Genomic DNA, 11,683 nt, shown 5'->3' on the forward strand with positions numbered 1-11,683 from the left:
GTGCCCCGTGGGGATACGATTTTTTCCTTTTTCAGGCGGCGCCCCCACCATATTGCGAATCTGTTTATACAAGAAGCCATTTCCTGAAAAGGTAAAGGTCAAAAATTGGCCTGTCTCATCAACACTAAGACTAGCTTCTGTAATGGTGCGGACCTTATCCTCCACACTGGTTCCAGAGGCTGTAAAACCGGTGAAATCGTGGGTTCCTTCTAATTTCTTAACAGCCTCCTGCATCCGCTCCACATCAAGCGGATAAGGAAAGTGAGTAGCATAGTGACGGCGCATGGGATTTTTAGGACGACCCCTATCAACAATAAACTCATAGGTCTTGCTGTGCTTGGCATAACGACAATGAAAATCATCCGCCACAAGCTCAATCGAAATCACATCAATATCTTCAGGAGACTGAGTGTCTAGAGCAAAACGCAGTTTTTCCTCATCCATTTGATAAGGCAGGTCAAAATGGATCACCTGTCCCAAAGCATGAACCCCACTATCAGTCCTACCAGCACCATGAACAGTAATGGCTTGCCCTTTATTTAACCTGGTCAAGGTTTTTTCAATTTCTTCCTGAACGCTCCGCGCATGAGTCTGGCGCTGAAAGCCTGCAAAGGCGTAACCATCATAGGAAATAGTTGCTTTATATCTCGTCATAACTTCTATTTTATCAAGAAATTAGTCTCGTAACAAGCTATAAAATCCACAACTGTATGGGTACAAAATTTCAAAAAAGAAAAACTTAGGAAACCAATCCTAAGCTCTCTTCTGAAGTAGGTACATGACAAAGATAGAGGTTACAATCAACCATGATCCTAAAATGGCGAAGACCAGCATCCCATTTTGCGTTAGTAACCCAATTGCCCCTAAAACAAATGGGGTCGTAAAGGCTCCAAAACTACAGCCTAAAACCGCAAATGAGGTTGCTTGATTGAGGAGTTTAGCTGGAATTCTTTCAGAGACAAGTTGAAAGACCGTCGTCAAGGCTACACTGTAGGCAAAACCAGCCAGAATGCTTCCTGCCACTACCACCCACAAGGATGGAGACAGGGCGATCACAATTTGCCCTAAGCCGAAGGTAATACCAGACCAGAGAAGCAATTTTTCCTTAAAGATGGAAATCAAGAAAGAAAAACTCACCCCAGCAACAATCCCGATCAACTGCATGACACTAAGAACAAAACTAGATAACTGGGCATCCCCCAATCCTCTTTCCACCATCAAACTTGGAATACGGATGGTAATAGCTGTATTGGTACAAACTACAACTGCCGCTTCAATAGCTAGGATAAAAATCAAGCCCTTCATTTCCCGAGTTAAGCGACTTGCTTCCTTCGTTTTTTTCTTGACTTCTTTCTTTTCTTTTCCATAAGGGACAAAGAGCAGATAGAGGGTCAGCACCAAAAATCCAGCACTATAGGCTAAGAAGGTAGCTGTCCAACCAAAGGCCAACAACTGACCAACTGCCAAGGTAATGAGAGACGCACCAACGACCTCTGCAGAACCGCGTAGCCCTAACATCTGAATTCGCGTTTTTCCTTGATAGCGTTCACTGATAATGGAAATGGCCTTGGCATTAATCATCCCAACACCTAAACCAAAAAGAATCCTTGTCCCAAAGACAAAGGGGTAGGCTTGATACCAAAATGGGGCCGTCCCACTCAGTGATAAAATCAGCAATCCCAAACTAATCTGTAAGCGCTCAGGAAATATTTTTTCTAAGATGCCATTTAGTAGTAACATAATCATGATCCCGAAGGAAGGCAAGCTCGCCAAGAGCTCAATTTGTTCCTTAGGGTAGCCTTGATAATAGTCAAACATAGCTGGCAGGGCACTCGAGATGGAAAAGGATGTAATCAAAACGAGGGAGAGAGCCAAAATACTGGCCCGTTCTAAAAATTGTTTCATGAAATCTCTTTCTATATTTCTCTTTAATCTTCTACTTTTTTGATAGTTATCAAACAAGCAAGAAAAGAAGAAGCCTCTTTGGTGTACAGACTCCTTCTTAAACTCGAAAATGAATCCCTTGTGTCTTAGGTTGACTTTCTCTTGATTTGCTTAATAAAGTAGAAGATAAATCCCGCCACCATATAGGCAACAAAGATAATCAGACACCACTTGAACACGACATCCCAACCCTTGTTCACATTCAAAAAGAAGTAAGGGAAGGGACTGACCTTAGAATTAGGAACATCAAGTTTCAGTACCAAGCCATTAAAAAGAGCAAAAATCATATAAAGCAAGGGTAAAATCGTCCACACAATTGGATCCCAAATCTTGTATTGACCCTGTTTGTCAAAAAAGAGGGTATCTGCTAAAAACCAAAGGGGAACGATATAGTGGCAAAGGAAATTTTCTAGGGTATAGAAATTAGTCGCAATGGGCGCCAGGAGGAAATGGTAAATCACACAGGTAATCATGATACTCATGGTGACCCCACCTTTTAAGCGCAAGAGACTTGATCTTTGCCAGTTTTCACCTAAACGGCTCATAACCTTTAGGAGATAAAGCGTAAAAATCGCGACTAAGAGGTTGGACAGAACCGTGTAATAGAGAAGCATCCCAAAGCCACCATGCTTGGCGATTTCAAGATAAACTCCCGTAAATGCCGCTAGAAACAAGAAGATACGGCTATAAAATACAAGTTTATAGTGTTTTGACATACTTAAATTTTCTTCACAAACTCTGATTTAAGTTTCATGGCACCAAAGCCATCAATTTTACAGTCGATATTGTGGTCGCCTTCTACGATGCGAATATTTTTCACCCGCGTCCCTTGTTTCAAATCTTTTGGCGCACCTTTTACTTTCAAGTCCTTGATTAGAGTGACTGTATCACCGTCAGCCAATTTATTCCCGTTGGCATCGATAGCAACAAGGCCCTCTTCTACATCTGCAACTTCAGCAGGATTCCACTCATAAGCACACTCTGGGCAAACCAGTAGGGCACCGTCTTCATAGACATACTCTGAGTTACATTTTGGGCAATTTGGTAAGTTGTTCATGGTTTCTCCTTATCATCATTCACTATTCTTTGAAAATCAAAATTTCTCGAACAGCAACTATTATACCCTAAAATCAGCATTTTGACAAATGAGTCGCCGGAAAAGCAAAGAAAAAATCATGTAACTTTGTCTGCTACATGATTTTTAAAAGATAGTTTATCATGAGTAGTGATACAGAAACTCATGATAGAAAGGGATGCATTTTTCTTACAAACCAGGTGCTTGTCCAAGTTCTGCGGCAAGCATCCAGATTGTTTTATCAGTTTCAGTTTTAGCATCTGAGAAGATACCGTTTGTTACATCGTCACCTTCTTCATCAGTAACATCCAAACCTTTTTGGAAAAGTTCTGACAAGTAACGGTAGATAGCAAGCACACGTTCCAAACTTTCTTCAACATTACGGTATTCACCAGCTTCTTCTTCGATTTCACTGTGTTGAAGGAATTCTGTCAAAGTAGAGAATGGGCTTCCACCAAGTGTGATCAAACGCTCACTGATTTCATCCAATTGACCGTCAAGAGATTCCATATACTCATCCATTTTTGGATGCCATACAAGGAAACCACGACCACGCATGTACCAGTGTACTTGGTGCAAAGCCACATGGGCTACATACAAATCAGCAACAGCTTGGTTCAATACTTCCTTTGTTTTTGCCAATGCTACTGGCGCTGCTTTTGTCAATGATGTTACGTCTTTTACTGCTTCTTTTTTCAATTCTACCATTATTTTTACCTCATTCATTATTATTTGTAATCACTTCTTACTGATTACTACCTTAGTATACTACTAAGGAAAACAAATAGCAAGCCAAATGACTCACATGAGAAAAGTTGCAATAGACTGATAATTTAAGAAAAGTTTAGTTAGTTCTGATTAGCTCACTTTATAAGATTTACTTGAAAATTGGATATGGTAAAGATCATAATAAAAAACCTTTCGCTTGGAGTGAGCTTTCGTAATTTCCCTGCTCAATAATCTGTCCATCCTTAAGAACGAGAATATTATTTGCCTCTTGAATGGTATAGAGACAGCGGGCTATGACAAAGCTAGTCCTTCCTTTCATCAACCGTTTCATAGCTTTTTGAATCAAGAGTTTCAAACAGGTATCAACAGAGGAAGTCGCTTCATCCAAAATGAGAATTTTAGGATTAGCTAGAATAGCAAACGCGATGGTCAACAGTTGTTTTTGCCCGAGGGAAATATCGCTGGAGTCTTGGTTCATCTCCATGTTATAACCACCAGGAAGAGTTCGAATAAAATGGTCTACATTAGCCGCTTTAGTGGAAAAAAAGAAAGGACGATATTTGTCCTTTCTCGATTTTAGCTTTTCTTCAACCCAATAATGTTGATAAAGAGTCGATTATTTTACAAAGTCAAGCAATGCCAAGAAGCTTTCAGCTTCAAGTGACGCACCACCTACAAGGGCACCGTCAACGTCTGGGCAAGCCATGTATGAAGCAACGTTTTCAGGTTTAACTGAACCACCGTATTGAACACGAACTTTGTCAGCAACTTCTTGACCAAAGTCAGCAGCTACAACGTCACGAACAACTTTACACATTTTTTGTGCGTCGTCTTGTGAAGCTGATTTACCAGTACCGATAGCCCAGATTGGCTCGTAAGCGATAACTGATACAGCAACTTGTTCAGCTGTCAAACCAGCCAATGCAGCAGATACTTGAGCACCTACGAATTCAGCAGCTTTACCAGCTTCGTAAGTTTCAAGTGACTCACCACAACAGATGATTGGAAGCATACCGTTTGCAAAGATTGCTTTTGCTTTTTTGTTGATATCTTCGTCAGTTTCATGGAAGTAGTCACGGCGTTCTGAGTGACCGATAACAACGTAGTCTGTACCGATTTCTTTCAAAACTTGTGGGCTAGTTTCACCAGTGAAAGCACCTGCATTTTCAAAGTAGCAGTTTTGAGCAGCGACTTTAAGGTTTGAACCTTTTGCAGCAGCAAGAACAGTTGTCAAATCAAGAGCTGGAGCTGCGATACCTGCTTCAACAAGATCTGATGAAGGAAGTTTTGATGCAACTGCTTCAACAAATGCTTTAGCTTCTTCTGGATTTTTGTTCATTTTCCAGTTACCAGCGATAAATGGTTTACGTGACATTTCACATACCTCTTTTTTCAATTTATTTTCTATTTATTTTATCACAATTAGACACAGCTTGCAAATTTTACTCGGATTTCAAGCCTGCTTACATGGATTAATCCTTCCAGAGATCCATGGCATTTCTGAAATCTGCCGATACCTGTGTCAACTGAGGATTGCTTGCTTCTCTTTCTGCCCGCTTAGCCTCTATTTGAGCCACACTTTTGATGCCTTCATGGCGCCAGTTTCTTAAAATCGCCTGAATGTACTTCCAGTTTGGTTTTCCATTCAAAACAGCTTCACGAAGAGCTTCCTTAATCAAGTCAGTACTGGTTCCATCTTCCTTAAGAGTCTTGGTCAAATCCTCAATCTCAAAAGGAGTCAACAAGCGTCCCAACTCCTGCTGGAAAGTTTCCACCAAATTCTTAAGCTGATTTTGAGGTGTCAACTGGTCTGAACTTGAATGAGCAGCTCCAAGCAAATTATCCAAACGTTCCAATGCCAAACTAGCATCAAAAAGCAATTCGATTTCGCCATTTAATTCGATAGTACGATACTGAAGCAGCCCCCTCTCCGTCAGATTGGAAATAGCCTGATTGACATCCGAAATTTCCTTGCCAATCCTTTCAGCAATCTGGCTTGGCGACATTTCTTCCAAACCTGTCGTATTTTGCAAATAGAAAAATTGCCAGACTAAAAAATCATCGCTGGACGGAAAGAGTTCCTTAAAATGCAAGAGCAGGGCACTTGGCAAAACCAAGTTCCCTGATTTAAAAGCGTCTAAATATGTCATAATTCCTCTTATAAATACCCAAATGCAGATGCATCATCTTCTATTTTTCTCCAGTCAAAAGGCGTCTCCTGATAGACCGCATAATTCACCCAGTTACTGAAAAAGAGGGCTGCTGATGAAGACCAACAAAGACAAGGTATCTGGTTGACATCATCATCCTTAAAGTAATTTTCTGGAATATGTGGGTCTAAACCTGCATCACGGTCCCTAAAATACTCTTTTGCCAAGGTATCACGGTCATATTCCAAATGCCCAAAACTATAAATTTCTCGCAAATCACGACTGGCCAAAATAGAAACTCCAACCTGAGGTCCTTCTGATAAAATTTCAAGATTGGTTTTGTTTAAGATTTCTTCCTTAGAAATCTCCGTGTGCCGAGAATGAGGGGATACATAGCTATCGTCAAAGCCTCTAAAGAGAAGATGACCTTCCTTTAAGGTGTCCTGAGGATAAATACCTGATAACTTACTGTCCATCTGGTATTTTTCCACTCCATAGCGCAGATAAAGACCAGCCTGAGCCCCCCAACAGATATGAAGGGTCGAATAGACATGGGTCTTGGACCACTCGATTACCTGACTGAATTCCTCCCAATAGTCTACTTCCTCAAATGGTAAATGCTCAACTGGAGCACCCGTGATAATCATCCCATCAAAATACTCATCCTTAACTTCTGGAAAAGTTTTGTAGAAGGTCTCCATGTGTTCTGAACGAGTTGTTTTAGAACGATGGCTCTCCATATAGAGGAAATCAATATCCAGTTGTAGGGGTGTATTGGCCAAATGGCGCAACAACTGGGTCTCTGTCACCATTTTCTTGGGCATGAGATTTAAAATCAAAATCTTCAAGGGACGGATATCTTGGTGGGCAGCACGTTGATCATCCATGACAAAGATGTTCTCTGTCCGTAAAATCTCAACAGCTGGTAATTTTTTATCAATTCGAATCGGCATAATCCTCTCCTAACTGTACTCTTTCAGGAATCATTGCATGCGTTTGAAGCTAAAATTCAAACACTTGTTCCTTTTATTATACTGCAAGAAGATATAGTTTTCAATTATAGTTTTTCTCTAACTAGCTATAGCCTATTTTTATATCCTAATGTAGAGAAAACAGCCCTAAGGACTGTTTTTCATTAATAATGCATCAAAACTTTGTAGTCGTAGTCACCGATTTTTTCACGGCCGTTCAATTCATCCAATTCAACAAGGAAGGCACAACCTGCTACAACACCACCAAGTTTTTCAATCATTTCGATAGTTGCCTTAACAGTTCCACCTGTCGCCAAGAGGTCATCTACGATAAGAACACGTTGACCTGGCTTGATGGCATCCGCATGCATAGTCAAGGTATCAACACCGTACTCTTTTTCATAGTCAGCAGAAATGACTTCGCGTGGCAATTTACCTGGCTTACGAACAGGTGCAAAACCAATTCCCAACTCAAAGGCAACAGGACAGCCCACGATAAATCCACGAGCCTCAGGACCTACAATCATATCAATTTTCTTGTCAGTAGCATACTGAACAATTTCACGAACAGCGTAGCTATAAGCATTTCCATCAGCCATCAAAGGACTGATATCACGGAAGGTAATGCCTTCCTTTGGATAATTTTCAATTGTTGCAATGTAATCTTTTAAATTCATCTTTTTCTTTCTTTCAAAGTTTTTACTCTCTATTATAGCATATTTTTTAAGAAAGAAAAAAGGAAAAGTTAACTTCAATGATTATCTAACGATTTGACGATTTATAACTAGCCATAGCAATAAAGCCCAAGTTCTTTTTATTCTTAACGAACATTTTATACATAGTTAAAAACTGCTTTCTATTCTCCTTTTTACAAGCATTTACACAAATTTTCAAAGTTCCTAGCCAACCTTCGTCATAAATCATACCTGATAATTTCATTAATGTCATTTCACCAGTCAATACTTTCACATCACGATAACCTGATTCTATCATCACCTCTTCCCAACCATCTTGAGTTAAAGGACCTACATTTACATTAATTGCTTGTGACAATTCCTGTCTGACAGACTCTTTAGCTTCCTTAAGAAGCACATCATGTGTCAGGAGAAGACCTTCAGGTTTTAAAACCCTTAGATACTCCATTACACATTTTTTCTTAGCTTGATCGGCTTGCATAGTCAGCATAGCTTCATTTATAACAATATCAAAACTAGCATCTTCATAAGGAAGTTTCATTGCATTAGCTCTTTCAAAACTGATTAAATGAGCAACACCTGCCGTTTCAGCAGATTTTTTAGCCACTTCTAAGGCTTCTCCATCCATATCAACAGCAGTTATCTTACAACCAAAACGCTGTGCCAACTCAATTGCTGTAGTTCCCCTATTGCACGCAACTTCTAGTATTCTCTTTTCTTTTGAAAATCCTCCTTCCGCAATTAACCAATCTGTGGCACGTTTTCCACCTGGACGTAAGCGTTTTTTCCCCAGTTTTGCTAAAAACTTATGACCTGCTTCTGACATTTAAACACCTCTATTTTTTCTTCATTATAACATAAAATGATATTGTCTGACAATTCTAATCTATTATTTGATAAACTAGAATCAAAAGCATACAAGCTGCCATGACTATAGCATGAATCTATTAATCACCTCTCTAGTTCTAATTCAATTGCTCATGTAGTTTACGCATATAGGTTACGATAACATATTTGTACTTTAGAGTTGCTGGCCTCCTTATCCGCTATATACGCTTTACTATCACGTGCCTATTCATAGAGCCAAGATTTCTCTATCTCTTTCTCTGCCGATTCTTATTTCCAAGGTCAGACTTAAACAGTCTATCCTAATTCCGTTCGATCAGCTACTCACAATAGTTAGACTTGGGAATCACTTTTGGGTTTACTAGTATATGATCCCCGCAGAGGATTTACACCTCAGATGAACGGAATGTTCGTCGCACCTAAAAAAAACGAGCACTTTCGTACTCGTTCTCTGATATAAACTACTGATTAAAGTGAGTTTACGTCAACTTTGATACCAACACCTTGAGTAGTTGTGATAGTCAAGTTTGTTACGTAAGTTCCTTTAGCTGTAGCTGGTTTTGCTTTTTGGATTGTTTCGTTGAAAGCTTTGAAGTTTTCAACCAATTTTTCAGCTTCAAATGATACTTTACCGATGATTGCTTGAACGTTACCTGCACGGTCAGCACGGTAAGTGATTTTACCACCTTTAGACTCTTCAACTGCTTTAGCAACATCCATTGTTACAGTACCAGTTTTAGGGTTTGGCATCAAGTTACGTGGTCCAAGGACACGTCCAAGACGTCCAACAAGAGCCATCATGTCAGGTGTAGCGATAACTACGTCGAAGTCCAACCAACCATCGTTGATTTTAGCAACAAGGTCATCTTCACCAACAAAGTCTGCACCAGCAGCTTTTGCTTCTTCAGCTTTTGCACCACGTGCGAAAACAAGAACGCGTGAAGTTTTACCAGTACCATTTGGCAATACCATTGCTCCACGGATTTGTTGGTCAGCTTTTTTAACATCGATGTTCAAGTTGTAAGCAACTTCTACAGTTGCGTCAAATTTTGCAAAGTTAGTTTCTTTTGCAAGTGCTACAGCTTCTTCTACGCTGTATGCTTTTGTGCTGTCGATTTTCTCAAGAGCAGCACGAAGTTGTTTGCTTTTTTTAGCCATTTTCTATTCTCCTTGTAAGTGGTTCAATCGATTTTCATCTCCCACGTCACTTCTCGAAATGATGAAGTCTTGCGGGTTATATTGGGGGTGTTATTGATTAGTCAACAACAGTGAATCCCATAGAACGAGCAGTACCTTCGATCATACGCATTGCAGACTCTACGTTTGCTGCGTTCAAATCTGGCATCTTAGTTTCTGCAATTTCTTGTACTTGCGCACGAGTAACTGTAGCAACTTTAGTTTTGTTAGGTGTACCTGATCCTTTTTCAACACCTGCAGCTTTTTTCAAAAGAACAGCAGCTGGTGGTGTTTTAGTGATGAAAGTAAATGATTTATCTTCGTAAACTGAGATAACAACTGGAATGATCATACCAGCTTGGTCAGCTGTACGAGCGTTGAACTCTTTTGTGAATCCCATGATGTTGATACCAGCTTGACCAAGAGCAGGTCCAACCGGTGGAGCTGGTGTAGCTTTACCAGCAGGGATTTGCAATTTTACAAGTTTTTCGACTTTTTTAGCCATTTTTAAATCCTCCTTTGTGGTTTTGGCGGTAATTAAAGATTTTTACCTCCCACAAGTATGCTTTACACATACTCATCTATTATACACTATTTATCTGGAATTGCAAGAGAAAAGTTTATTTTTTAATCGACGTAATCTCCACCTTCAAAGCCGAAATACTCTTCCAAACTGAGGCCACTAGCTGCAATCTCTTTAGCCTCTTTTCCGACATAACGAAGGTGCCATTCCTCAGCCATATAGCCTGTTTCCTTTTCCTTACCTTTAAGATAACGGACAACAAAACCATAATCAGCCGCATGGTCCAAGAGCCATTGGGCCGCTTTTTCTTCTGTCACCAAATCACCATTTGTCCCAATCACATCAAAGGCCAAGCCTGTCTGGTGCTCGCTATAGCCAGGACGGGCAGAGTAACGGTCAGCTGCAGCCTTTCCATCTTTATTGACATAATCTTGATAGAGGTTAGTCTGAGTCTCGTAACTTCTAAAACCACTGTATTGATCACTAATTGGGAAGCCTGCCTCTTGCATCGCTTTGATGAGTTTGACCAACTCAGCCTTGGCTGTTGGATTTTCCCCTGGATTGTAGTCTTTCGATAATGGATAGTGTTTATTTGCTACGATAATTTCATCGTATTTCCCTTGAATACTGTAGTAGTCACCTTTGTTAACCACTTCTGCTTTTTTCTGGGTGGCTTCTTGAGACTTATTTCCGACTGTTCCATCAACTTTGGCTGTTTGTTCTGTCTTAGCTGCTCCATCTTCATTTTTTGCTTTTTCTTGTGAACAAGCTGCTAGACTCAAGGCTAGCAAGGCTGTCAAGACAAGGTATCTTTTTTTCATTTCTACTCCTTTATTTCCAATAATTTATCTAGTTCTGACGATAAACGTTCGACTAATCTTTTAATCTCATCCGATTTTGCTTGGCAGGTTTCTGCTGTCATTTCTTCAAAGGGAACCCACCAAACTGGCCCACGCCCCTTGAGACCGTGACCATTCATGTCACCTGTTCGTCTAGGAAAAAAATGCCAGTGAAGATGAGCATCACCATTTCCTAGCAGTTCGATATTCATTTTCTCAGCAGCAAAGGCCTTAGCAACCGCCTCTTGGACCAAACTCATTTCCTCTAGAAAACGGATTCTAGTTTCCTTCTCTAAATGATGCAATTCGGTGACATGTTCCTTGGCTAGAAAGAGACTATAGCCTGCAAAATACTGGTGGTCTCCAATCACAAGATAGCCTGTTTCCAACTCTTTAACAAAATAGGGGTTTTCCCCAGCTTTGATGAGATTAATTCTCTGGCAAATAAGGCACATGAGTCTCTCCTTTTAATTATAATAGCTTCAATCTTGAGTCTGACAACTTGAAATAGCGGTTCTTGTATCTTAAGTATGTAGAGATTAAACTACTCACTGTCAATCCCTACTCGATGTCCCCCTTAAATATCTGTTGCTAGGCTGTTCCCAATTCTCAACTGTTTCAGAGTCGAGAAGGATGGGATTAAGGTCAAAAAGTTGGTGTTTATAGGTCATCATTCTCCTCCCTCTTATCTTTATGAAATAAATTCTGAATCTTGTTAAAAAATGGAATAACTGT

14 protein-coding genes and 1 pseudogene are annotated in these 11,683 nt (G+C 40.1%); all 15 read right to left on the reverse strand.

What is annotated here, in order from left to right:
- The coding region (gene truA, locus QZ565_RS04800; RefSeq protein WP_295526314.1) for a tRNA pseudouridine(38-40) synthase TruA at positions 1 to 654 on the reverse strand (654 nt) is incomplete at its 3' end.
- Positions 655 to 753: 99 nt separating this feature from the next.
- Positions 754 to 1,905 carry an MFS transporter gene (locus tag QZ565_RS04805; protein ID WP_295526317.1) on the reverse strand — a complete coding sequence of 384 codons (1,152 nt, stop codon included), beginning with the start codon at positions 1,903 to 1,905 and terminating at the stop codon, positions 754 to 756.
- A gap of 125 nt (positions 1,906 to 2,030) precedes the next feature.
- Positions 2,031 to 2,660, reverse strand: coding sequence for a Pr6Pr family membrane protein (locus QZ565_RS04810; RefSeq protein ID WP_295526320.1), 630 nt, complete (start codon positions 2,658 to 2,660; stop codon positions 2,031 to 2,033).
- Between the two features lie 2 nt (positions 2,661 to 2,662).
- Entirely contained in the window at positions 2,663 to 3,001 is a 339-nt protein-coding gene (locus QZ565_RS04815; RefSeq protein ID WP_001061596.1) for a zinc ribbon domain-containing protein YjdM, read from the reverse strand.
- Positions 3,002 to 3,208: 207 nt separating this feature from the next.
- Positions 3,209 to 3,727 (reverse strand): Dps family protein, encoded by a 519-nt coding sequence (locus QZ565_RS04820; protein WP_295526324.1) that lies wholly within the window; start codon positions 3,725 to 3,727, stop codon positions 3,209 to 3,211.
- A gap of 150 nt (positions 3,728 to 3,877) precedes the next feature.
- Positions 3,878 to 4,295 (reverse strand): annotated as a pseudogene (locus QZ565_RS04825) (ATP-binding cassette domain-containing protein); the annotation flags it as partial.
- Positions 4,296 to 4,364: 69 nt separating this feature from the next.
- The gene (gene tpiA / locus QZ565_RS04830) at positions 4,365 to 5,123 is read right to left on the reverse strand and encodes a triose-phosphate isomerase (protein ID WP_004269852.1); all 759 of its coding nucleotides are present in this window, start codon (positions 5,121 to 5,123) and stop codon (positions 4,365 to 4,367) included.
- Between the two features lie 97 nt (positions 5,124 to 5,220).
- Positions 5,221 to 5,898, reverse strand: coding sequence for a DnaD domain-containing protein (locus QZ565_RS04835; protein WP_295526329.1), 678 nt, complete (start codon positions 5,896 to 5,898; stop codon positions 5,221 to 5,223).
- 8 nt (positions 5,899 to 5,906) lie between these two features.
- Positions 5,907 to 6,851 carry a homoserine O-succinyltransferase gene (gene metA / locus QZ565_RS04840; RefSeq protein WP_295526332.1) on the reverse strand — a complete coding sequence of 315 codons (945 nt, stop codon included), beginning with the start codon at positions 6,849 to 6,851 and terminating at the stop codon, positions 5,907 to 5,909.
- A gap of 182 nt (positions 6,852 to 7,033) precedes the next feature.
- On the reverse strand, positions 7,034 to 7,546 hold the full coding sequence (locus tag QZ565_RS04845; RefSeq protein WP_001049318.1) for an adenine phosphoribosyltransferase: 513 nt from the start codon (positions 7,544 to 7,546) through the stop codon (positions 7,034 to 7,036).
- 85 nt (positions 7,547 to 7,631) lie between these two features.
- Positions 7,632 to 8,390 carry a class I SAM-dependent methyltransferase gene (locus tag QZ565_RS04850; protein WP_295526335.1) on the reverse strand — a complete coding sequence of 253 codons (759 nt, stop codon included), beginning with the start codon at positions 8,388 to 8,390 and terminating at the stop codon, positions 7,632 to 7,634.
- 488 nt (positions 8,391 to 8,878) lie between these two features.
- Positions 8,879 to 9,568, reverse strand: coding sequence for a 50S ribosomal protein L1 (gene rplA / locus QZ565_RS04855; RefSeq protein ID WP_001085675.1), 690 nt, complete (start codon positions 9,566 to 9,568; stop codon positions 8,879 to 8,881).
- Positions 9,569 to 9,665: 97 nt separating this feature from the next.
- A complete protein-coding gene (rplK, locus tag QZ565_RS04860; RefSeq protein WP_001085807.1) occupies positions 9,666 to 10,091 on the reverse strand; it encodes a 50S ribosomal protein L11 in 426 nt (141 codons plus the stop codon).
- A gap of 122 nt (positions 10,092 to 10,213) precedes the next feature.
- Positions 10,214 to 10,930 carry an LD-carboxypeptidase LdcB/DacB gene (ldcB, locus tag QZ565_RS04865; protein ID WP_020902091.1) on the reverse strand — a complete coding sequence of 239 codons (717 nt, stop codon included), beginning with the start codon at positions 10,928 to 10,930 and terminating at the stop codon, positions 10,214 to 10,216.
- A gap of 2 nt (positions 10,931 to 10,932) precedes the next feature.
- The gene (locus QZ565_RS04870; RefSeq protein WP_295526339.1) at positions 10,933 to 11,403 is read right to left on the reverse strand and encodes an HIT family protein; all 471 of its coding nucleotides are present in this window, start codon (positions 11,401 to 11,403) and stop codon (positions 10,933 to 10,935) included.
- Positions 11,404 to 11,683 lie beyond the last annotated feature (280 nt).

This window comes from uncultured Streptococcus sp., from assembly GCF_915066115.1.
Taxonomy (GTDB): Bacteria; Bacillota; Bacilli; order Lactobacillales; family Streptococcaceae; genus Streptococcus.

Coding starts and splice junctions, on each gene's coding strand:
- QZ565_RS04805 (WP_295526317.1), bottom strand. CDS start 1,905: ATGAAACAATTTTTAGAACGGGCCAGTATTTTGGCTCTCTCCCTCGTT.
- QZ565_RS04810 (WP_295526320.1), bottom strand. CDS start 2,660: ATGTCAAAACACTATAAACTTGTATTTTATAGCCGTATCTTCTTGTTT.
- QZ565_RS04815 (WP_001061596.1), bottom strand. CDS start 3,001: ATGAACAACTTACCAAATTGCCCAAAATGTAACTCAGAGTATGTCTAT.
- QZ565_RS04820 (WP_295526324.1), bottom strand. CDS start 3,727: ATGGTAGAATTGAAAAAAGAAGCAGTAAAAGACGTAACATCATTGACA.
- tpiA (WP_004269852.1), bottom strand. CDS start 5,123: ATGTCACGTAAACCATTTATCGCTGGTAACTGGAAAATGAACAAAAAT.
- QZ565_RS04835 (WP_295526329.1), bottom strand. CDS start 5,898: ATGACATATTTAGACGCTTTTAAATCAGGGAACTTGGTTTTGCCAAGT.
- metA (WP_295526332.1), bottom strand. CDS start 6,851: ATGCCGATTCGAATTGATAAAAAATTACCAGCTGTTGAGATTTTACGG.
- QZ565_RS04845 (WP_001049318.1), bottom strand. CDS start 7,546: ATGAATTTAAAAGATTACATTGCAACAATTGAAAATTATCCAAAGGAA.
- QZ565_RS04850 (WP_295526335.1), bottom strand. CDS start 8,390: ATGTCAGAAGCAGGTCATAAGTTTTTAGCAAAACTGGGGAAAAAACGC.
- rplA (WP_001085675.1), bottom strand. CDS start 9,568: ATGGCTAAAAAAAGCAAACAACTTCGTGCTGCTCTTGAGAAAATCGAC.
- rplK (WP_001085807.1), bottom strand. CDS start 10,091: ATGGCTAAAAAAGTCGAAAAACTTGTAAAATTGCAAATCCCTGCTGGT.
- ldcB (WP_020902091.1), bottom strand. CDS start 10,930: ATGAAAAAAAGATACCTTGTCTTGACAGCCTTGCTAGCCTTGAGTCTA.
- QZ565_RS04870 (WP_295526339.1), bottom strand. CDS start 11,403: ATGTGCCTTATTTGCCAGAGAATTAATCTCATCAAAGCTGGGGAAAAC.